We start from the raw sequence: 21776 nt of genomic DNA on the forward strand, positions 1-21776 counted from the left end.
GGTAGTTGGCCAGTTATAGGCCGGCACCATTGCCATGCACCTTTAGAGAATCCGCATGCAAACTTTTTTTATCGCACCCACCGATTTTGGCGTGGGCCTGACCTCCATCAGCCTCGGGCTGGTGCGCACTCTCGAGCGGGCCGGCCTCAAGGTTGGCTTTTTCAAGCCGATTGCCCAGCCCCATCCAGGTGACACCGGCCCTGAACGCTCCACCGAGCTGGTGGCGCGCACCCACGGCCTGAAACCGCCAAAACCCTTGGGCCTGGCCCATGTCGAGCGCATGCTCGGCGACGGCCAGCTCGATGAGTTGCTGGAAGAAATCATCACCCTTTATCAGCAGGCCGCCATCGGCAAGGATGTGTTGATCGTCGAAGGCATGGTCCCGACCCGCAGCGCCAGCTATGCCGCGCGGGTCAACTTGCACCTGGCCAAGAGCCTCGATGCCGAGGTGATCCTGGTTTCGGCACCGGAAAACGAAGTACTGACCGAATTGTCTGGCCGAGTGGAACTGCAAGCGCAATTGTTCGGCGGCCCCAAGGATCCGAAAGTCCTCGGCGTGATCCTCAACAAGGTCAAGACCGAGGAAAGCATGGAGGCCTTCGCCGCACGTCTGAACGAACACTCGCCGCTGTTGCGCAGTGGCGACTTCCGTCTGCTCGGTTGTATTCCATATCAGCCGGAACTGAATGCGCCGCGCACTCGAGACGTAGCGGACTTGATGGGCGCACAGGTACTCAACGCCGGCGACTACGAAACCCGGCGCATGACCAAGATCATCATTTGCGCGCGGACCATGCGCAACACCGTGGAACTGCTCAAGCCCGGCGTGCTGGTGGTAACCCCGGGCGATCGTGACGACATCATCCTCGCCGTGAGCCTCGCGGCCATGAACGGCGTACCCCTGGCCGGCCTGCTGCTGACCAGCGACACCCTGCCCGACCCGCGCATCATGGACTTGTGTCGCGGCGCCCTGCAGGCGGGCTTGCCCGTGTTGTCGGTGAGCACCGGGTCCTATGACACCGCCAACCAGCTCAATGGCTTGAACAAGGAAATCCCGATCGACGACCGCGAGCGCGCAGAAATCATCACCGATTTCGTCGCCAGCCACCTGGACGCCAACTGGCTGCACCAGCGTTGCGGTACGCCTCGGGAAATGCGCCTGTCGCCAGCGGTGTTCCGTTATCAATTGATCCAGCGCGCCCAGTCCGCCAACAAGCGCATCGTCCTGCCGGAAGGCAGCGAACCGCTGACCGTACAAGCCGCCGCCATCTGCCAGGCCCGAGGCATTGCGCGATGCGTATTGCTGGCCAAGCCTGCAGATGTCGAAGCGGTGGCCCGCGCGCAAGGCATCGAACTGCCGCCGGGGTTGGAAATTCTCGACCCTGACCTGATTCGCGAACGCTACGTCGAGCCGATGGTCGCCCTGCGCAAGAGCAAAAGCCTCAACGCCCCGATGGCCGAGCAGCAACTGGAAGACACCGTGGTGATCGGCACCATGATGCTGGCGCTGGATGAAGTCGACGGCCTGGTGTCGGGCGTCATTCACTCCACCGCCAATACCATCCGCCCGGCACTGCAACTGATCAAGACCGCACCGGGCTGCACCTTGGTGTCGTCGGTGTTCTTCATGCTGTTTCCCGAAGAAGTGCTGGTCTATGGCGACTGCGTGATGAACCCGCACCCGAGCGCCGTCGAACTGGCCGAGATTGCCCTGCAAAGCGCCGACTCGGCGGCGGCATTCGGCATCACTCCGCGTGTGGCGATGATCAGTTATTCCAGCGGTGAATCAGCCAGTGGCGAGGAAGTCGAGAAAGTACGCGAGGCGACGTTGCTTGCCCATGAACAACAAAACTCGTTGCTGATCGACGGCCCGTTGCAGTATGACGCCGCCGCCAACGAAACCGTGGCCCGGCAACTGGCACCGAACAGCCAGGTGGCCGGTCGCGCCACTGTGTTCGTATTCCCCGACCTGAACACCGGCAACACCACCCACAAAGCCGTACAGCGCAGCGCCGACTGCGTCAGCCTCGGCCCGATGCTGCAGGGACTGCGCAAACCGGTGAACGATCTGCCGCGCGGCGCGCAGGTCGACGACATCGTCTACACGATTGCCCTGACCGCGATTCAGGCGGCCAACCGACCTATGGATGTGTAAATGCTGGATTTTCTACCTGCCCCGGCGCGCGGCGTGATCGCCGCGCTGCTGCTGGCGCTGAACACGATTTTGCTGTGCTCGTTCCTGTTCTGTGTGGCGCTGATCAAGGTCCTGCCGTTCGCATTCACCCAACGCATTGCACACTGGTTGATGAGCCATACCCACGAAGCCTGGATCAGCGTCAATAAAGGCTGGATGAACCTGGTCCGTCGCACGCGCTGGCACGTCAGCGGCCTGCAAGGCCTGGACTATCAACACTCGTACCTGGTCACCAGCAATCACCAGAGCTGGGTCGACATCCTGGTGCTGCAATATGTGCTCAATCGACGTATCCAGCCGCTGAAGTTCTTTCTCAAGCAGGAGTTGATCTGGGTACCGGTGATCGGCCTGGCCTGGTGGGCACTGGGCTTTCCGTTCATGAAGCGCTACTCCAAGGCCTACCTGGAAAAGCACCCGGAGAAGAAAGGCAAGGACCTGGAAACCACGCGCAAGACTTGTGCGAAGTTTCGCAACAACCCGGTGGGTATTTTCAATTTCGTTGAAGGCACGCGCTTCACCGAAGGCAAGCATGCCCAGCAGAAATCGCCGTTCAAGTACCTGCTGAAACCCAAGGCCGGTGGGATTGCGTTTGTGCTAGATGCCATGGGTGAACAACTGGAATCCATCGTCAACGTGACGATCCATTATCCAGCCGGGCGCCCGGGTTTCCGGGATTTGCTGTGCGGGAATGTTGCGGATGTGGTGGTGCACTTTGAAGAGCTGAAGATTCCGCCGCAGTTCATAGGCAAGAACTACGACCAGGACGGTGAGTATCGCCTGCAGTTCCAGGGCTGGATCAACCAGATGTGGCAGGACAAGGATGCTCTGCTTGCGCAGATGCACCGCGAGTATCCATCGAAGTAGTTCGGTGAATGTTCTGCCCTCTTCGCGAGCAGGCTCGCTCCCACAAGGTTAATGTTCACCGAAGATCAACTGTGGGAGCGAGCCTGCTCGCGAAGGGGGCCTCCCAGAAATAAAAAACCCGCCGATGATCACTCATCGGCGGGTTTTTTATTTGCGGCCAGCGCTTAGATCGCGCCGCGCTTGCGCAGCAATTCCAGCACCTGCTTCACGCCGTCTTCCAGCGACACGGACTGGGTGTCGATCACCAGATCGGCATCCAGCGGCACGTCGTACGGGAAGGACTCGCCCGGGATGTTATCCCCGGCCGCCGCGTACAGGCCCTGCGGGTCACGTTCGGCACAGACCGTCGGCGAGGCCTGGACGTAGACCGTCAGCAGGCGTTCTTTGCCGATCAGCTCCCGAGCCTGTTCACGACCTTCGGCACTCGGAGCAACGAACGCTGCCAGGGTCAGCAGACCGGCTTCGTTGAACTGACGCGCCACGTGCGCGGCACGACGCCAGTTCTCGGTGCGCCCGGCGCGATCCTGCGGCAGACCTTTGTTCAGGTCGTGACGCAGGTTCTGGCCATCGAGCACGTACACCGCACGACCCAGGTCGAACAGTTTGCGCTCGACTGCATAAGCCAGGGTGCTTTTGCCCGCGCCCGACAAGCCACTGAACAGCACGGTGGCGGGTTGCTGGCCAAAGCGCTGCGCGCGCTCTTCGGTAGCGACGTGGGCCAGCTTGCCGTGGTGGGTGCTGGTGCCATGCGCCAACGGCTGCGCGACGATCATGCCGGCACCGACGGTGCCGTTGGTCAGGCGATCGATAATGATGAATGCGCCGGTGGTGCGGTTGCTGTCGTAACCGTCGAGGGCAATCGGCGCGTCGAGCGCGATCTTGACCTTACCGATTTCGTTCAGCTGCAGCGCACTGGCCGGGCCTTCTTCCAGGGTGTTCACGTCGACCTTGTTGACGATGCTGGCGATGGAGCCCGGCACGTAACTGGTGGCGCGCTTGATGTCGTATTTCTTGCCCGGCAGCATCGGCTCTTCAGCCATCCACACCAGCATCGCTTCGAAGCTGTCGGTGACCGGCGGCACGTTGTCGGCATGCACCAACAGGTCGCCACGGGAGATGTCAATCTCGTCTTCCATGGTCAGGGTTACCGCCTGACCTGGACCTGCGTGCTCCAGTTCACCTTCGAAGGTGACGATGGATTTCACGCGGCTACTCTTGCCCGACGGCAGCACCACGACTTCGTCGCCCTTCTTGACGATGCCGCTGGCCAGGGTGCCGGCGAAACCGCGGAAGTTCAGGTTTGGACGGTTGACGTATTGCACCGGGAAACGCAGGTCGGTGAAGTTGCGGTCGCCCGCCACTTCCACGGTCTCGAGGATTTCCATCAGCGACTGGCCGGTGTACCACGGCGAGCGCTCGGATTTGTTCACCACGTTGTCGCCTTTGAGCGCAGACATCGGCACGAAGTGCATCGTGGTGGGCTTCATCTTCAAGCCTTCGGCGAACTGCAGGTAGTCAGCCTTGATCGACTCGAACACGCCCTGGTCGAAGTCCTTGAGGTCCATCTTGTTGATGGCAACGACGATATGCTTGATGCCCAGCAACGAGGCGATGAAGCTGTGGCGACGGGTCTGGGTCTGCACGCCGTAGCGGGCGTCGACCAGGATGATCGCCAGGTCACAGGTGGAGGCACCGGTGGCCATGTTGCGGGTGTACTGCTCATGGCCGGGGGTGTCGGCAATGATGAATTTGCGTTTGGCGGTGGAGAAATAGCGGTACGCGACATCGATGGTGATGCCTTGCTCACGCTCGGCCTGCAGGCCATCGACCAGCAGTGCCAGGTCGATGTCTTCACCGGTGGTGCCGACTTTTTTCGAGTCGCGGGTAATCGCTTCCAGGTGATCTTCGTAGATCATCTTGGAGTCGTGCAGCAGGCGCCCGATCAGGGTGCTCTTGCCGTCGTCGACGTTACCGCAAGTCAGGAAGCGCAGCAGCTCTTTACGTTCGTGCTGGCCCAGGTAGGCGAGGATGTCCTCGCTGATCAAATCAGATGCGTGCGACATGACAGCCCCTTAGAAATAACCTTGACGTTTTTTGTCTTCCATCGAGCCTGCGCCATCGTGGTCGATGACACGGCCCTGGCGCTCGGAAGTTCGCGTCAGGAGCATTTCCTGAATGATGTCCGTGAGGCTTTCGGCCTCGGACTCCACCGCGCCCGTCAACGGATAGCAGCCAAGGGTACGGAACCGCACTTTCTTCTTGACGATGCGCGCTTTGTCTTCATCGCTCAGGTGTTCGAGGATGCGCTCGTCGTCGATCATGATCAGGGTGCCGTTCTTCTCGATGACTTCACGCTCGGCGGCGAAGTACAGCGGGACGATCGGGATGCCTTCCAGATAGATGTACTGCCAGATGTCCAGCTCGGTCCAGTTCGACAACGGGAATACGCGGATGGATTCGCCCTTGTTGACCTTGCCGTTGTAGACGTTCCACAGCTCGGGGCGCTGGTTTTTCGGGTCCCAGCGGTGCTTGCTGTCGCGGAACGAGTACACACGCTCTTTGGCGCGGGACTTCTCTTCGTCGCGGCGGGCACCACCGAAGGCGGCGTCGAAACCATATTTGTCCAAGGCCTGCTTCAGGCCTTCGGTCTTCATGATGTCGGTATGCTTGGCACTGCCGTGGGTGAACGGATTGATGCCTTGTGCCACGCCGTCGGGGTTCACATGGGTGATCAGGTCCAGGCCCAGCTCGGCGACCATCTTGTCGCGGAACCTGTACATCTCCTGGAATTTCCACTGGGTGTCGACGTGCATCACCGGGAACGGCAGCTTGCCGGGGAAGAACGCCTTGCGTGCCAGGTGCAGCATCACGGCGGAGTCTTTACCGATGGAGTACAGCATCACCGGGTTGTCGAACTCGGCGGCCACCTCGCGGATGATGTGGATGCTTTCCGCCTCCAGCTGTTTCAGATGCGTCAGTTTGTCGACCATGGCTACTCACGAAAACATTCTTATGAACGGCCAGCGGGCCGTGTTCGAGCGGGGAATCCTAGCACAGCGCCCCCTTCTAATGAGGACGCGAACTAGATCGAAAGAGCATATGAATATGCCCGCCTGTTTGGGCGAAACCCGTCGCCTGTAGGAGCGAGCATGCTCGCGATGTACCTGAGAACACCACGGGGTGTCAGGCTTCCAGCGTTATCGTTGACGACCATCGCGAGCGGGCTCGCTCCTACAGGGTTCGGGGTTGAGTGTCAGATGGGGTTCGGGCAATCGATGAAGATGTGCTCAAGGGCAAACCGTTTCGCCAGGTAATCACCCAGCGCCTGCACGCCGTAACGCTCGGTGGCGTGGTGCCCGGCAGCAATGAAGCTGATGTCGTTTTCACGGGCGCTGTGGAAGGTTTGCTCCGAGGCTTCGCCGCTGAGGTACAGATCGACGCCCGCCAGTATCGCCTGGTCGATGTAGCCCTGACCGCCACCGGTGCACCAGCCAACGCGGCGGATCATTGCGCTGCCTTCAATCAGCAATGGCTCGCGGCCCATGACTTCTTGCACACGGCGGGCGAAATCCCGGGGGGTGGCGGGCTCGTTCAACGAACCGACCAGGCCGACGATCTTCAGGTTGTCAGGGTCCAACGGACCTTCGACGGTGATGTCCAGTTGCCGTGCCAACTGCACGTTGTTGCCAACATCAGGGTGCAGGTCCAGCGGCAGGTGATAGGACAGCAGGCTGATGTCGTGCTTGAGCAGGGTCTTGAGGCGGCGCTGCTTCATGCCGGTGATGCACGGGTTCTCGCCTTTCCAGAAGTAGCCGTGATGCACCAGCACCAGATCCGCGTTGGCCTCCACCGCAGCATCGAGCAAGGCCTGGCTGGCGGTGACGCCGCTGACGATGCGCATCACCTGCGGCCGGCCCTCGACCTGCAGGCCGTTGGGGCAGTAATCGGCAATTTTCGAACTAGCGAGGTAACGGTCGGCTTCTTCGACCAGGGTGCTCAGGGCGACGGCCATAAAAGACTCCTAAATATCCCGTTCAGAGGCACGCGTGGCCTCGTATAATGCGCGTCATTATGAGCGGTCTCATACCGCCTGCAACTCTCTCAGGACGTACTTAATGCTCAAGGCGCTGCGTTTTTCCGGCTGGCCGCTGTTGGCCGGCGTGCTTGTCGCTCTGTTAATCATCCAGCGTTACCCGCAGTGGGTCGGGCTTCCAAGCCTCGACGTCAACCTGCAACAGGCCCCGCAAACCACCAGTATGCAGCAAGGCCCGGTGTCCTATTCCGACGCGGTAACCACCGCCGCGCCGTCGGTGGTGAACCTGTACACCACCAAAGTCATCAACAAACCCAATCATCCGCTGTTCGAGGACCCGCAGTTTCGTCGATTCTTCGGCGACAACTCGCCCAAGCAGAAACGCATGGAGTCGAGCCTGGGCTCCGGCGTGATCATGAGCCCGGAAGGCTACATCCTGACCAACAACCACGTGACCAGCGGTGCCGACCAGATCGTGGTGGCGCTCAAGGACGGCCGTGAAACCCTGGCTCGGGTGATTGGTAGCGACCCGGAAACTGACCTCGCGGTCCTCAAGATCGACCTGAAGAAACTGCCTTCGATCACTGTCGGCCGCTCGGACAACATCCGCATCGGCGACGTGGCCCTCGCCATCGGCAACCCGTTCGGCGTCGGCCAGACCGTAACCATGGGCATCATCAGTGCCACCGGGCGTAATCAGCTGGGCCTGAACAACTACGAAGACTTCATCCAGACCGACGCCGCGATCAACCCCGGCAACTCCGGCGGTGCGCTGGTGGACGCCAACGGCAACCTGACCGGCATTAACACGGCGATCTTCTCCAAGTCAGGAGGTTCACAAGGCATTGGCTTCGCGATTCCGGTGAAGCTGGCCATGGAAGTGATGAAATCGATCATCGAACACGGCCAGGTGATTCGCGGCTGGCTCGGTATTGAAGTGCAGCCATTGTCCCAGGAACTGGCGGAGTCGTTTGGCCTGTCGGGGCGTCCGGGCATCGTCGTCGCCGGGATTTTCCGCGACGGTCCGGCGCAGAAAGCCGGCCTGCAACTGGGCGACGTGATTCTCAGCATCGACGGCGAACCGGCTGGCGATGGCCGACGCTCGATGAACCAGGTCGCGCGGATCAAGCCGACCGATAAGGTCACGATCGAGGTGATGCGCAACGGCAAGGAACTCAAGCTCACGGCGGAAATCGGCTTGCGCCCGCCACCGGCACCGGCACCGGCACCGGTCAAAGAGAAAGAAGAAAACTAAGCGATCAACACAAAACCCCTGTAGGAGCGAACATGCTCGCGATGGTCGTCAACGATAACGCTGGAAGCCTGACACCCCACTGCGTTCTCTAGTCCATCGCGAGCATGCTCGCTCCTACAGGGTTGGCTGTGGTTCAGAGGTCGCCGAGGCCGTCGATCAGGGCCTGGTTTTGCTCAGGCGTGCCGATCGAAATCCGCAGGAACTGGGCAATTCGCTCCTGCTTGAAGTGCCGGACGATCACACCTTGCTCGCGCAGTTTAGCTGCCAGGCCTGCCGCATCGTGCTTGGGGTGACGGGCAAAAATGAAGTTCGCGGCCGACGGCAGCACTTCAAAGCCCTTAGCCTGCAACTGCGCGACCACCTTGTCGCGGCTCTCAATGACCAATCGGCACGTCTTGTCGAAGTACTCACGATCTTCGAACGCCGCCGCCGCGCCGACGTTCGCCATGCGATCGATCGGATAGGAGTTAAAGCTGTTCTTGATCCGCTCCAGCGCCTCGATCAGGTCCGGATGCCCCACCGCCAAGCCAACCCGCAGGCCCGCCAGGGAGCGGGATTTTGACAGGGTCTGGGTCACCAGCAGGTTCGGATAACGGTCTACCAACGTGATTGCCGTCTCGCCACCGAAGTCGATGTAAGCCTCATCCACCACGACCACCGAGTCCGGGCTGCCCTTGAGGATTTGCTCGACCGCCTCCAGCGCCAACAGGCAACCGGTCGGTGCGTTCGGGTTGGGGAAAATGATCCCGCCGTTCGGTTTTGCGTAGTCCGCAGGATTGATCTGGAACTGCTCGTCCAGCGGCACTGCATCGAACTTGATGCCGTACAGCCCGCAATAGACCGGATAGAAGCTGTAGCTGATGTCCGGGAACAGCAGCGGCTGATCGTGCTGCAGCAACCCGTGGAAGATGTGCGCCAGCACTTCGTCGGAGCCGTTGCCGAGAAATACCTGGTTACTCTGCACGCCGTAGTACTTGGCCACGGCATTTTTCAGCAGATCGCTGTTCGGGTCCGGGTACAGGCGCAGATTGTCGTTCAGTTCGGCCTGCATCGCAGCCAAGGCCTTGGGCGATGGACCGTACGGGTTTTCGTTGGTGTTGAGCTTCACCAGTTTCGCCAGCTTTGGCTGCTCGCCCGGTACGTAAGGCACCAGGTTCTTGACGAACGGGCTCCAGAATTTACTCATCTCAGTTCCCCTGCTTGTCGTCGATGATGCGGTATTCGGCACTGCGGGCGTGGGCAGTCAGCGACTCGCCACGGGCCAGCACGGAAGCGGTTTTACCCAGGTCGGACGCGCCCTGTTCCGAGCAAAAAATGATCGACGAACGTTTCTGGAAGTCGTATACGCCCAGCGGCGACGAGAACCGCGCCGTGCCGGAAGTCGGCAATACGTGGTTCGGGCCTGCGCAGTAGTCGCCCAGTGCTTCGCTGGTGTGGCGACCCATGAAGATGGCGCCGGCATGACGGATCTGTGGAAGCCAGGCTTGCGGATCGGCAACCGACAACTCCAGGTGCTCCGGCGCGATGCGGTTGGCCACTTCGATGGCTTGCTCCATGTCACGCACCTGGATCAGCGCACCACGGCCGTTGATCGAGGTTTCGATGATCTCGGCGCGCTCCATGGTCGGCATCAGTTTGGCAATGCTCGCGGCGACCTGATCGAGAAAGGCCGCATCCGGGCTGACCAGGATCGCCTGGGCGTCTTCGTCATGCTCGGCCTGGGAGAACAGGTCCATGGCGATCCAGTCAGGATCAGTCAGGCCGTCACATACCACGAGGATCTCGGACGGGCCGGCAATCATGTCGATACCGACCTGGCCAAACACGTGACGCTTGGCGGTGGCGACATAGATGTTGCCCGGGCCAACCACTTTGTCGACTTGCGGCACGCTTTCGGTGCCATAAGCCAGCGCGGCAACAGCTTGTGCGCCACCGATGGTGAACACACGGTCAACGCCCGCGATGCAGGCAGCAGCCAGCACCAGCTCGTTGATTTCACCGCGCGGGGTCGGCACCACCATGACCACCTCGGTCACACCGGCAACCTTGGCCGGAATCGCGTTCATCAACACGGAAGAAGGGTACGACGCCTTGCCGCCCGGCACGTACAGACCGGCGCGATCGAGCGGCGTGACCTTCTGGCCCAGCACGGTGCCGTCAGCTTCGGTGTAGCTCCAGGAGTCCTGTTTCTGCTTCTCGTGGTAGCTGCGTACGCGGGCCGCGGCTTTTTCCAGGGCCTCGCGCTGTGGCACGGTAATGCGGGTCAACGCCAGTTCCAGGCGCTCGCGCGGCAGGATCAGGTCGGCCATGGAGGCGACGTCCAACCCGTCGAACTGTCGGGTGAACTCCACCAACGCGGCATCGCCACGCTCGCGCACGGCCTTGATGATGTCCAGCACCCGCTGATTGACCGAGTCGTCAGACACACTTTCCCAGCTCAGCAGATGATCCAGATGATGTGCGAAATCCGGGTCAGCAGCGTTGAGTCGGCGAATTGCAGTCGGTGCGGTCATAGCGAGAGCCTCATAGGATTGGCAAAAAACTCAGGCGCCCGAAGCTAACATTCGATCCGCTTGGGCACCTGAGAATTCTGGCTATGAGGCGGATAGACGGCGCAACTCAAAGTCGCGCGGGTGAATCAGCCGCGGTGTCGAGACTCCACTGCCTTGCGCAGGGTGTCGATCAACGCCTGGATACGGGCGTGCTGCATTTTCATCGAAGCTTTGTTGACGATCAGCCGGGAGCTGATGGCCGCGATGAAATCCTGTGGCTCCAGGCCGTTGGCCCGCAGCGTGTTACCGGTGTCGACCACGTCGATAATCTTGTCGGCCAAGCCGATCAGCGGCGCCAGCTCCATCGAGCCGTAGAGCTTGATGATGTCGACCTGACGGCCCTGCTCGGCATAGTAGCGCTTGGCAACGTTGACGAACTTGGTGGCGATACGCAGGCGACCCTTGGGCTCGACCGCGCCGACCTTGCCGGCGGTCATCAACTTGCACTGGGCAATCTGCAAGTCCAATGGCTCGTACAGGCCTTGACCGCCGTATTCCATCAGCACGTCTTTACCAGCAACACCGAGGTCGGCGGCACCATGCTCGACATAAGTCGGCACGTCGGTGGCACGCACGATCAACAGGCGTACATCTTCCTGGGTCGTGGGAATGATCAGCTTGCGACTCTTGTCCGGATTCTCGGTCGGCACGATGCCCGCTTCAGCCAGAAGCGGCAGGGTGTCGTCAAGGATGCGGCCCTTGGACAGTGCGATGGTCAACATGGGAAACGTCAGTCCTTATCAAGGTACTCATGTCCGGTCGCAAATGGCGCCGGACACACATCGAGCCGGAAACCGGCTCGACTTACAACAATTCAACGGGCACGTCCCTGCGCCCATGCAGCAGAAACTAGCCCGGAACGCGGCGGATCTTGGCGCCCAGCATCTGCAGTTTCTCTTCGATGCACTCGTAACCACGGTCTATGTGGTAGATGCGGTCGATCAGGGTATCGCCGTCGGCAATCAGCGCCGAAATCACCAGGCTGGCCGAAGCCCGCAGGTCGGTGGCCATCACTGGCGCGCCCTTGAGCTTCTCGGTGCCGGTAACGATGGCGGTGTTGCCCTCGACCTGGATCTTGGCGCCCATGCGGTGCAGTTCGTACACGTGCATGAAGCGGTTTTCGAAGATCGTCTCGATCACAGCGCCCGTGCCTTCGGCAATGGCGTTGAGGGAGATGAACTGCGCCTGCATGTCGGTCGGGAACGCCGGGTACGGAGCGGTTCGCACGTTCACGGCTTTAGGCCGCTTGCCGTGCATGTTCAACTCGATCCAGTCTTCACCGGTGGTGATTTCGGCGCCCGCTTCGCGGAGTTTCTCCAGCACGGCTTCGAGAATGGTCGGATCGGTGTCCTTGACCTTCACACGCCCGCCGGTCACGGCTGCGGCCACCAGGTAGGTGCCGGTTTCGATACGGTCCGGCATCACCTTGTAGGTGGTGGTGTGCAGACGCTCAACGCCATCGATGGTGATGGTGTCGGTACCAGCGCCGGAAACCTTGGCACCCATCGCGTTCAGGAAGTTCGCCAGGTCGACGACTTCAGGCTCGCGCGCGGCGTTCGCCAGGACACTGCGTCCCTTGGCCAGGGCTGCAGCCATCATGATGTTTTCGGTACCGGTCACACTGACGGTGTCGAAGAAGAAATGCGCACCGCGCAGGCCGCCTTCTGGCGCCTTGGCCTTGATGTAGCCGCCTTCGACGTCGATGATCGCGCCCATGGCCTCCAGGCCACGGATGTGCAGGTCCACCGGTCGCGAACCGATGGCGCAACCGCCAGGCAACGCGACTTCGGCTTCACCGAAACGGGCAACCATCGGGCCCAGCACCAGGATCGACGCACGCATGGTCTTAACCAGTTCGTACGGAGCGATCAGGGTCTTGATGGTCCGCGGATCGATTTCGACGGCCAGTTTCTCGTCGATCACCGGCTCGATCCCCATGCGACCGAACAATTCGATCATGGTGGTGATGTCGTGCAGGTGTGGCAGGTTGGCAACGGTCACCGGACCATCGCACAGCAGGGTAGCCGCCAGGATCGGCAGGGCAGAGTTCTTTGCCCCGGAGATGCGGATCTCGCCGTCAAGACGAGCACCGCCAGTAATAATCAATTTATCCATAAGAATCTCTACGCCCGTGGGCTCAGGTGCGCTCGGCCCAGGCCGCGCTGCTGAAAAATTTCATAGTGACCGCATGGATGCTGCCATCGGTGATCCATGGGTTCAAATGGGCATAGACCTGCTGCTGACGCTTCACCGGGCTCAACGCCGCCAGTTCATCGCTAATCACGTTCAGCTGGAAATTGCAGCCTTCGCCCTCGACTTCTACCTTCGTTCCGGGCAGCTTTCCTTCAAGAAAGCTCTTCACTTCGTTGGCCTGCATGCTCAACCTCAATCGGCGCCCTGTGCGCGCGGGTCGGACATCATACAAAAAAGCCCCGCGCCTGCGAACCCCGGGAAGCAGGACTCTGACGGGGGGCTTCTTTATAGATGCGGGTTAGGGATGCGCCAACAGCTCGGTCAGTTCACTGACCTGAGCGATTTCGCGCATGTCTTCTGGCATCCCGCGGATGCTCAGCGCCTTGCCGGCCGCCTGGGCATCTCGCATGAAACACAACAGCAACGACAGACCGACGCTGCTGGATTTCTCCACCGCCGAACAATCGACTACCACGGCCGCAGCCTTGCTGGCCTTGATCAGCGCCTGCCCCTGCTCGCGCAATTGAGGGCCGGTGCGATAATCCAGCACACCGCTGAGCCGCAGCTCGCCGGCGTCGTCCATCTGGACCGCCGCCTCACTCATTGGGTCTGTTTCTCGGTGGATTGCTCAGCGGTTTCCTTGGCCTTGGCGACTTCCCCGGCCCAACCATTGATGGTTTTGTCCAGGTCGTTGCCATTGCGCTGCATCGCATCAGCGAACTGATCACGGAACAGCTTGCCAATGTTGATACCGTTGATGATGACGTTGCGCAGCTTCCACTCGCCGCCGATCTTTTCCAGTGTATAGGACACAGGATAGATAGCGCCGTTGCTGCCCTTGACTGTCATGCCGACGCTCGTACGGTTGCCCGACTCGTCCTTGGCAGGATCAACGGTGATGCCTTGGTTGTTGTACTCAAGCAAGGCATTGCCATAGAACTGGAACAGACCCTTCTTGAAGTTTTCTTCAAAGGTCTTCATTTGCGCAGGGGTCGCCTTGCGCGAGTACTTGACCGTCATGATGCTCTTGGAAATACCTTCGGCATCCACTACAGGCCCGACAATGCTGTTGAGCGCCGCGTAGAAGTCCTGCGGATCCTGCTTGTACTTCTCTTTGTTGGCGGCCAGGTCGGCCAGCAGCCGGTTGGTGGTGTCCTGGACCAGCTCGTGCGCGCTAGGCGCCGCCACGGCATGGGCCATCATCGGCAAGGCCGCGAGCAAAACCAACAGGCCACGTCGCAAGGTAGAGATCATTCAAAAGCTCCTCATTTGGCGTCTTTGCTAACGGTATTGAGCAGGAATTTACCGATCAGGTCCTCGAGCACCAGCGACGACTGGGTGTCGTGGATGGTCCCGCCATCCTTGAGCAGAGCCTCTTCCCCGCCCACACTGATGCCGATGTACTTCTCGCCCAACAGGCCAGCGGTCAGGATAGATGCAGTGGAATCTGCCGGTAGGTTATCTACGCGCTTCTCCAGTTGCATGGTTACCCGACCGGTGAAACTGTCGCGATCCAGATCGATTGCCGTGACCTTGCCGATGGTCACACCGGCCATGGTCACTTTAGCTCTGACAGTCAAACCGGCGATATTGTCGAAATACGCATAAAGTTTATAGGTTTCGGTGCTCGGGCTCGGGGACAGTCCACTGACCCGCAACGCCAGCAACAGCAAAGCCAGGATGCCAGCCAGCAAGAAAAGGCCGACACCGATTTCCAGGGTGCGGTTTTGCATCAGAAATCTCCAAACATCAAGGCGGTCAGAATAAAGTCCAGGCCGAGCACAGCCAAAGAGGCATACACCACGGTCTTGGTAGTGGCACGACTGATCCCCTCTGAAGTGGGTTCACAGTCATAGCCTTGGAATACGGCGATCCAGGTCACGACAAAGGCGAAGACAATGCTTTTGATGATGCCGTTGAGCACATCGTCGACAAAGGTCACGCTGTTCTGCATGTTCGACCAGTAGGAGCCTTCATACACGCCCAGCCAGTCGACGGCCACCCAGGAACCGCCCCAGATACCCACCACGCTGAAGATCATCGCCAGCACCGGCAAGGAAATGAAGCCGGCCCACAGGCGCGGGGCAATGATGTACTTGAGCGGGTCCACCCCGATCATCTCCAGGCTGGAGAGCTGTTCGGTGGACTTCATGTTGCCGATTTCCGCGGTCAGTGCCGAACCGGCACGCCCGGCGAACAGCAATGCCGTGACCACCGGCCCCAACTCACGCAGCAGCGTCAGCGCCACCATCTGCCCCACCGCCTGCTCCGAACCGTAGCTGGACAGGATGTTGAAGCCTTGCAGCGCCAGCACCATGCCGATGAATATCCCGGAGACCACGATGATCACCAGGGACATCACGCCCACCGAATGCAGTTGCTTGACCAGCAGGCCAAACCCGCCACCGATGCCACCACGCCCCAGCAGTGCGTGAAACAGAAACAGCGAAGAGCGCCCGAACACCGCCAGCACGTCGATGCCGCCCTGGCCGAACCGGCGCACCCTTTCCAAAAGTGAAATCTTGCGCATCAACGCTTCCCCAGGAGATCTGCGCGGTAATCCGTCGCTGGAAAGTGATAGGGGACCGGACCGTCGGGCTCGCCTGTCATGAATTGACGGATACGCGGATCGTCCGAGTTCATCAGCTCGTCGGGCGAGCCCTGCCCCAACACCTGCCCGTCGCCCACGACATAGATGTAGTCGGCGATGCTGGCGGTTTCGGCCAGGTCATGGGAAACCACGATACTGGTAATGCCCAGCGCATCGTTGAGCAAGCGGATCAGGCGCACCAGCACGCCCATGGCAATGGGGTCCTGGCCGACGAAGGGCTCGTCATACATGAGAATCTGCGGATCGAGCGCAATCGCCCGCGCCAGTGCGACACGACGCTTCATGCCGCCGGACAGTTCGTCGGGCATCAGGTCGATCGCACCGCGCAATCCCACGGCCTGCAATTTGAGCAGGACGATGTCGCGGATCATTTCTTCGGGCAGCTCGGTGTGAACGCGCAACGGAAACGCGACGTTCTCGAAGACATCGAGGTCGGTAAACAGTGCGCCACTCTGAAACAGCACACCCATGTGCTTGCGTGCATCGAACAGATCACTGCGCGACAACGCCGGCAGGTTCTGACCATTGACCCATACTTCGCCACTGGCAGGCCGCAACTGCGCGCCCATCAAGCGCAATAGCGTGGTCTTGCCACACCCGGAAGGCCCCATGATGCCGGTGACCTTGCCGCGCGGGATGCGGATATCAATGTTATTGAAAATGCTGCGCGCACCGCGCTTGAAGGTCAGTCCCTTCAGCTCGACCGCGTAGGCGTTATCGGCACTCATCTAAACTCCTTGCGATGCAGCCTCACACTCGGACGCCGGGCTTCCTGACAAAAGCACATACTCCTGGGCGGGCCGAACTGGCGGCGAACTATATCACTGCAAGCGTCACGCGCCCAAGGCCAATGCCAGACCATGTTCAGCGACATGACAGCCAGAAAGCTCCATCTAGAGGGGATTCGGTAACAACAGATGACGATGGGCAACGAACTTGCGTGAGGGTTTCAACCATACCGGCTATAATCGCCGCCTTTTCATCAGGCCAAACATTTTCAAAATGAGCCAATCCAGCGACCTGATCAAGTCAGCACAACGCACCATTCGCCTCGAACTGGAAGCCGTAAAAAGCTTGCTGCCCCGTATCGACAAGGATTTCGTGCGCGCCTGCGAAATGATTCTGGCCAGCAAAGGCCGCGTCGTCGTGGTCGGCATGGGCAAATCGGGGCACATCGGCAACAAGATCGCCGCCACCCTGGCCAGTACCGGTACCACGGCCTTTTTCGTGCACCCGGCCGAAGCCAGCCATGGCGACATGGGCATGATTACCCGTGATGACATCATCCTGGCACTGTCGAACTCCGGCTCGACCAATGAAATCATCACCCTGCTGCCGCTGATCAAGCGCCTGGGCATCCAGCTGATCAGCATGACGGGCAAGCCCGACTCGCCGCTGGCCAAGGCGGCAGAGGTCAACCTGAATGTACAGGTCGACCACGAGGCCTGCCCATTGAACCTGGCGCCCACCTCGTCGACGACCGCGGCACTGGTCATGGGTGACGCCCTCGCCGTCGCGCTGCTGGAAGCTCGCGGTTTTACCGCTGAGGATTTCGCCTTTTCCCATCCGGGCGGTGCGCTGGGCCGACGCCTGCTGCTGAAAGTGGAAGACGTCATGCACGCCGGGCAAGAGCTGCCGCAGGTACAACGCGGCACCCTGCTCAAGGATGCGCTGATGGAAATGACCCGCAAGGGCCTGGGCATGACCGTGATAATGGAGGCCGACGGCAAGCTGGCCGGGATCTTCACCGATGGTGATTTACGCCGCACGCTGGACCGCAGCATCGACATCCACACCGCCACTATTGATCAGGTCATGACGGCCCATGGCAAGACGGCCCGTTCCGAAATGCTCGCCGCCGAGGCCCTGAAAATAATGGAAGATCACAAAATCAACGCGCTGGTCGTGGTCGACAGCGAAGATCGCCCGGTCGGTGCCCTGAACATGCACGACTTGCTGCGTGCGGGAGTAATGTAATGAGCACGGACCTGCTGCAACGCGGCCAACAGATCAAACTGGCGGTGTTCGACGTCGACGGCGTCCTGACCGACGGGCGCCTGTACTTCCTCGAAGACGGTAGCGAATTCAAGACGTTCAACACCCTCGACGGCCAGGGCATCAAGATGCTGATGGCCGCCGGCGTACAGACCGCGATCATCAGCGGCCGCAAAACCCCGGTAGTCGAACGACGCGCGAAGAACCTCGGCATTCCCCACCTGTACCAGGGCCGCGAAGACAAACTGGTGGTACTCGACGAGCTTCTTGCGCAACTCGGCCTAAGCTATGAACAGGTCGCCTACCTCGGTGACGACCTGCCGGACCTGCCGGTGATCCGCCGCGTCGGCCTGGGCATGGCAGTGGCCAACGCCGCCAGCTTCGTGCGCGAACACGCACATGGCATCACCCTGGCCCGTGGCGGCGAAGGTGCTGCCCGCGAGTTCTGCGAATTGATCCTGCGCGCCCAGGGCCGCCTCGATGCGGCCAATGCCGCGTACCTGTGAGCCAAATCATGTTCAGCAAAAAAGTTCGCAAGACATTGGTGGTCAGTTGCATCGTGGCGATTTTCGCCGCGGTCGGCTACTGGAACATCAGCCCGGAACGCTTTCTCGACAAGCCACCGGCCAAGACTGAAGAAAGCCCGATCGACTGGTACGCGACCAACACTCACACCTTGCAGTACCTCGAAGACGGCAAGGTGCAATACGAAATGACGTCGGAAAAAGCCGAGCACGTCAAGGCAACCGACATCACGCTGGTGACCAAACCCGACCTGAACATGTACCGCGGCACTGATTTTCCGTGGCATGTGACCAGCGATCACGGTGAGGTGAACTCCGGCGGGACCGAGGTCGAACTGATCGACAACGTGCGCGTCAAGCGTACCGACGAAAAGAACCGCGACACCCTGATCACCAGTACTCGCATGACCGTGTTCCCGCAGCAGCAATATGCGCAGACCCAGCAACCCGTTAGAATCGACGGCGCTGGCGGTGTATCGACTGGTGTCGGCATGAAGGCGTATTTGAAAGAAAGCAGGATACACCTGCTATCGAACGTAAGAGGACAGTATGAGGCTCGTTAAAACCCTCCCTATTTTGCTCAGTCTGGGCGCAGCACTGGGAAGCGTGAGCGCCTGGGCTCTGCCGGACGATCAGCAGCAACCCATCCGCATCCAGGCCGACGACGCCCAACTGGACGACAAGAACGGTGTGGCCACCTATACGGGCGATGTGGTCATCACCCAGGGCTCGATCATTGTCAAGGGCAACAAGGTGACCATGACCCGCGCCCCCGATGGCGACGTCGACGTGGTGACCTCGGTGGGTAACCTGGCCTACTTCGAGCAACTGCAGACCGCAGGCGACACCAAGCCCGTGCAGGGATGGGGCGTGACCATCCAGTACCTCGCCAAGCAAAATCGTGTCGTGCTGATCGACCGCGCCAAGGTCATCGACAAGGACAGCAACGTCACTCAAGGCGAGAAAATCGTCTATGACACCGAGAAAAAGCTGGCCAGCGCCGGTCGCGCAACGGGCAGCAAGGTGACCGAGTCGCGTCCGCGCATCGACATGGTGATCCAGCCGAAAAAGAAAACCGACGAGCAAAAGGCCCCTTAATGGCAACTCTGAAAGCCCAGCACCTGGCCAAGAGCTACAAGAGCCGCCAGGTCGTGCGAGACGTCAGCCTGTCCATCGACAGCGGCCAGATCGTCGGCCTGCTCGGCCCCAACGGCGCCGGCAAGACCACCTGCTTCTACATGATCGTCGGCCTGGTACAGGCTGATCAGGGGCGCGTGCTGATTGATGACCTCGATGTCAGCCACCAGCCGATGCACGGTCGTGCCAAGGCGGGTATCGGTTATCTGCCGCAAGAAGCGTCGATCTTCCGCAAACTCTCCGTGGCCGACAACATCATGGCCATCCTCGAGACCCGCAAGGAACTCGACAAGGCCGGTCGCCGCAAGGAACTGGAAAGCCTGCTGCAGGAGTTCCACATCAGCCACATCCGCGACAACCTCGGCATGAGCCTGTCCGGTGGCGAACGCCGTCGCGTGGAAATCGCCCGGGCACTGGCCACCAACCCGAAATTCATCCTGCTCGACGAACCGTTCGCCGGCGTTGACCCGATCTCCGTGGGTGACATCAAGCAGATCATCCACCACCTCAAGGCCAAGGGCATCGGCGTACTGATCACCGACCACAACGTCCGCGAAACCCTGGATATCTGCGAAACCGCCTATATTGTCAACGATGGTCAACTGATCGCCGAAGGCGACGCTGAAACCATCCTGGCCAATGACCTGGTGAAAGAAGTGTACCTGGGGCATGAATTCCGCCTGTAAGCATCGCGGTGTCCGGCGAGTCGGCAGAGCGCTTGGCGCAATAAAAAATCAACCTTTTTTTATTGTTACAGCGCTCTAGGCAAACGCCGCGGTTTCGGGCATATAATTTGCTTATGTTTGGCGCTCCGGCGCCCTGTAGTGGATGGCGCATGTGCGCCGGCGAATAAGGTGTTAAGCCCCTGCCATGAAACCATCGCTAGTCTTGAGAATGGGCCAGCAGCTGACGATGACACCGCAGCTGCAACAGGCCATCCGCCTGCTCCAATTGTCGACCCTGGACCTGCAACAGGAAATCCAGGAGGCCCTGGAGTCCAATCCGATGCTCGAGCGCCAGGAAGAAGGCGACGACTTCGACAATTCCGACCCGCTGGCCGACAACGCCGAACACAAACCCAGTACCGACACCCAGGAACCCTCCTACCAGGAAAGCGCCACGACCGTCGATAATATCGAGGAAGGCGACTGGAACGAGCGCATTCCCAACGAACTGCCTGTCGACACCGCCTGGGAAGACGTCTACCAGACCAGCGCCAGCAGCCTGCCGAGCAACGATGACGACGAGTGGGATTTCACCACCCGCACATCAGCCGGCGAGAGCCTGCAAAGCCACCTGCTGTGGCAATTGAACCTGGCACCGATGTCCGACACCGATCGCCTGATCGCCGTGACCCTGATCGACTGCATCAACAACCAGGGCTACCTGGACGAGACGCTGGAGGAAATCCTCGAAGCCTTCGATCCGGAACTGGACATCGAACTGGACGAAATCGAAGCCGTCCTGCACCGCATCCAGCAATTCGAACCTGCCGGCATCGGCGCACGCAACCTGGGTGAATGCCTGCTGTTGCAATTGCGCCAACTGCCCGCCAAGACGCCTTGGCTGGCCGAAGCCAAGCGCCTGGTCACTGACTATATCGACTTGCTCGGCAGCCGCGACTACAGCCAGCTGATGCGCCGCATGAAGCTCAAGGAAGATGAGCTGCGCCAGGTGATCGAGCTGGTCCAGAGCCTCAACCCGCGCCCGGGCTCGCAAATCGAGTCGACCGAAGCCGAATACGTGGTTCCGGACGTGATCGTGCGCAAGGATAACGAACGCTGGCTGGTGGAGCTCAACCAGGAGTCGGTGCCCCGCCTGAGGGTCAACGCCCAGTATGCGGGCTTCGTTCGTCGTGCCGACACCAGCGCCGACAACACCTTCATGCGCAATCAACTGCAGGAAGCCCGCTGGTTCATCAAGAGCCTGCAAAGCCGCAACGAAACCCTGATGAAAGTGGCCACGCAGATCGTCGAGCATCAGCGCGGCTTCCTGGAGTATGGCGACGAAGCCATGAAGCCATTGGTCCTGCATGACATCGCCGAAGCGGTCGGCATGCATGAGTCGACGATTTCGCGGGTTACCACGCAGAAATTCATGCATACCCCTCGGGGCATTTATGAACTGAAATACTTTTTCTCCAGTCACGTCAGCACCTCCGAGGGCGGAGAATGCTCGTCCACGGCGATTCGCGCGATCATCAAAAAACTGGTGGCGGCGGAAAATCAGAAAAAGCCGTTGAGTGACAGCAAGATCGCTGGTTTACTGGAGGCACAAGGCATTCAGGTGGCTCGCCGCACCGTCGCCAAGTACCGCGAATCCCTCGGGATCGCGCCTTCGAGCGAACGCAAGCGGTTGATGTAGGGCCACGCCACAGCGTTCCAGTGGCAGATCATCTGGATCTGCCGCTTTATGCAC

22 protein-coding genes are annotated in these 21776 nt (G+C 60.2%); 9 read left to right on the forward strand and 13 right to left on the reverse strand.

Annotation, left to right across the window (positions count from 1 at the left end; all coding sequences use genetic code 11):
- Positions 1 to 55: 55 nt before the first annotated feature.
- Together pta and yihG are read left to right on the forward strand one after the other, a co-directional pair.
- Positions 56 to 2155: a phosphate acetyltransferase gene (pta, locus tag AC1Q8Q_RS02125; protein ID WP_033042906.1), complete on the forward strand. Its 2100-nt coding sequence runs from the start codon at positions 56 to 58 to the stop codon at positions 2153 to 2155.
- Positions 2156 to 3058: a 1-acylglycerol-3-phosphate O-acyltransferase, YihG family gene (yihG, locus tag AC1Q8Q_RS02130; RefSeq protein ID WP_168757239.1), complete on the forward strand. Its 903-nt coding sequence runs from the start codon at positions 2156 to 2158 to the stop codon at positions 3056 to 3058.
- Positions 3059 to 3222: 164 nt separating this feature from the next.
- Here the strand turns inward: yihG and cysN are convergent, their stop codons facing one another.
- The 3 genes from cysN to AC1Q8Q_RS02145 form a co-directional block, all read right to left on the reverse strand.
- Positions 3223 to 5121 (reverse strand): sulfate adenylyltransferase subunit CysN, encoded by a 1899-nt coding sequence (gene cysN, locus AC1Q8Q_RS02135; RefSeq protein ID WP_020796658.1) that lies wholly within the window; start codon positions 5119 to 5121, stop codon positions 3223 to 3225.
- Positions 5122 to 5130: 9 nt separating this feature from the next.
- Positions 5131 to 6048 (reverse strand): sulfate adenylyltransferase subunit CysD, encoded by a 918-nt coding sequence (cysD, locus tag AC1Q8Q_RS02140; protein WP_020796656.1) that lies wholly within the window; start codon positions 6046 to 6048, stop codon positions 5131 to 5133.
- A 263-nt stretch (positions 6049 to 6311) separates the two neighbouring features.
- On the reverse strand, positions 6312 to 7070 hold the full coding sequence (locus AC1Q8Q_RS02145) for a Nif3-like dinuclear metal center hexameric protein (protein ID WP_020796655.1): 759 nt from the start codon (positions 7068 to 7070) through the stop codon (positions 6312 to 6314).
- A 103-nt stretch (positions 7071 to 7173) separates the two neighbouring features.
- Between AC1Q8Q_RS02145 and algW the strand changes: the two genes are divergently transcribed.
- Entirely contained in the window at positions 7174 to 8346 is a 1173-nt protein-coding gene (gene algW, locus AC1Q8Q_RS02150; RefSeq protein WP_168757238.1) for a Do family serine endopeptidase AlgW, read from the forward strand.
- Positions 8347 to 8479: 133 nt separating this feature from the next.
- Here the strand turns inward: algW and hisC are convergent, their stop codons facing one another.
- The 10 genes from hisC to AC1Q8Q_RS02200 all read right to left on the reverse strand — a co-directional run bounded on the left by hisC (position 8480) and on the right by AC1Q8Q_RS02200 (position 16430).
- A complete protein-coding gene (gene hisC / locus AC1Q8Q_RS02155) occupies positions 8480 to 9532 on the reverse strand; it encodes a histidinol-phosphate transaminase (RefSeq protein ID WP_020796653.1) in 1053 nt (350 codons plus the stop codon).
- 1 nt (position 9533) lies between these two features.
- Positions 9534 to 10859 carry a histidinol dehydrogenase gene (gene hisD, locus AC1Q8Q_RS02160; RefSeq protein WP_020796652.1) on the reverse strand — a complete coding sequence of 442 codons (1326 nt, stop codon included), beginning with the start codon at positions 10857 to 10859 and terminating at the stop codon, positions 9534 to 9536.
- Between the two features lie 125 nt (positions 10860 to 10984).
- Positions 10985 to 11620 carry an ATP phosphoribosyltransferase gene (gene hisG / locus AC1Q8Q_RS02165; protein WP_008018703.1) on the reverse strand — a complete coding sequence of 212 codons (636 nt, stop codon included), beginning with the start codon at positions 11618 to 11620 and terminating at the stop codon, positions 10985 to 10987.
- A 127-nt stretch (positions 11621 to 11747) separates the two neighbouring features.
- Positions 11748 to 13013 (reverse strand): UDP-N-acetylglucosamine 1-carboxyvinyltransferase, encoded by a 1266-nt coding sequence (gene murA, locus AC1Q8Q_RS02170; protein ID WP_020796651.1) that lies wholly within the window; start codon positions 13011 to 13013, stop codon positions 11748 to 11750.
- 22 nt (positions 13014 to 13035) lie between these two features.
- On the reverse strand, positions 13036 to 13275 hold the full coding sequence (locus tag AC1Q8Q_RS02175) for a BolA family protein (RefSeq protein ID WP_020796650.1): 240 nt from the start codon (positions 13273 to 13275) through the stop codon (positions 13036 to 13038).
- Between the two features lie 114 nt (positions 13276 to 13389).
- Positions 13390 to 13695 (reverse strand): STAS domain-containing protein, encoded by a 306-nt coding sequence (locus tag AC1Q8Q_RS02180; protein WP_033044847.1) that lies wholly within the window; start codon positions 13693 to 13695, stop codon positions 13390 to 13392.
- Entirely contained in the window at positions 13692 to 14345 is a 654-nt protein-coding gene (locus AC1Q8Q_RS02185) for an MlaC/ttg2D family ABC transporter substrate-binding protein (RefSeq protein ID WP_020796648.1), read from the reverse strand. Before AC1Q8Q_RS02185 ends, AC1Q8Q_RS02180 begins: the two co-directional genes overlap by 4 nt.
- A gap of 11 nt (positions 14346 to 14356) precedes the next feature.
- Complete coding sequence (gene mlaD, locus AC1Q8Q_RS02190) at positions 14357 to 14824, reverse strand: outer membrane lipid asymmetry maintenance protein MlaD (RefSeq protein WP_008054374.1); 468 nt, start codon at positions 14822 to 14824, stop codon at positions 14357 to 14359.
- Entirely contained in the window at positions 14824 to 15621 is a 798-nt protein-coding gene (gene mlaE / locus AC1Q8Q_RS02195; RefSeq protein WP_020796647.1) for a lipid asymmetry maintenance ABC transporter permease subunit MlaE, read from the reverse strand. Before mlaE ends, mlaD begins: the two co-directional genes overlap by 1 nt.
- Positions 15621 to 16430 carry an ATP-binding cassette domain-containing protein gene (locus AC1Q8Q_RS02200; RefSeq protein ID WP_020796646.1) on the reverse strand — a complete coding sequence of 270 codons (810 nt, stop codon included), beginning with the start codon at positions 16428 to 16430 and terminating at the stop codon, positions 15621 to 15623. The genes mlaE and AC1Q8Q_RS02200 overlap by 1 nt, the downstream gene beginning before the upstream one ends.
- 274 nt (positions 16431 to 16704) lie before the next feature.
- On the opposite strand from AC1Q8Q_RS02200, the gene AC1Q8Q_RS02205 reads away from it, so the two are divergent.
- The 6 genes from AC1Q8Q_RS02205 to AC1Q8Q_RS02230 all read left to right on the forward strand — a co-directional run bounded on the left by AC1Q8Q_RS02205 (position 16705) and on the right by AC1Q8Q_RS02230 (position 21722).
- On the forward strand, positions 16705 to 17679 hold the full coding sequence (locus AC1Q8Q_RS02205; protein ID WP_020796645.1) for a KpsF/GutQ family sugar-phosphate isomerase: 975 nt from the start codon (positions 16705 to 16707) through the stop codon (positions 17677 to 17679).
- A complete protein-coding gene (locus AC1Q8Q_RS02210; protein ID WP_020796644.1) occupies positions 17679 to 18203 on the forward strand; it encodes a KdsC family phosphatase in 525 nt (174 codons plus the stop codon). The genes AC1Q8Q_RS02205 and AC1Q8Q_RS02210 overlap by 1 nt, the downstream gene beginning before the upstream one ends.
- 8 nt (positions 18204 to 18211) lie before the next feature.
- Entirely contained in the window at positions 18212 to 18784 is a 573-nt protein-coding gene (gene lptC, locus AC1Q8Q_RS02215; protein WP_020796643.1) for an LPS export ABC transporter periplasmic protein LptC, read from the forward strand.
- Positions 18771 to 19319 (forward strand): lipopolysaccharide transport periplasmic protein LptA, encoded by a 549-nt coding sequence (lptA, locus tag AC1Q8Q_RS02220; protein WP_033044848.1) that lies wholly within the window; start codon positions 18771 to 18773, stop codon positions 19317 to 19319. Before lptC ends, lptA begins: the two co-directional genes overlap by 14 nt.
- Positions 19319 to 20044 (forward strand): LPS export ABC transporter ATP-binding protein, encoded by a 726-nt coding sequence (lptB, locus tag AC1Q8Q_RS02225; RefSeq protein WP_008054366.1) that lies wholly within the window; start codon positions 19319 to 19321, stop codon positions 20042 to 20044. Before lptA ends, lptB begins: the two co-directional genes overlap by 1 nt.
- Before the next feature lie 184 nt (positions 20045 to 20228).
- Positions 20229 to 21722, forward strand: coding sequence for an RNA polymerase factor sigma-54 (locus AC1Q8Q_RS02230; protein WP_033044849.1), 1494 nt, complete (start codon positions 20229 to 20231; stop codon positions 21720 to 21722).
- Positions 21723 to 21776 lie beyond the last annotated feature (54 nt).

This window comes from Pseudomonas sp. GW823-FHT06B06 (genome assembly GCF_058795195.1).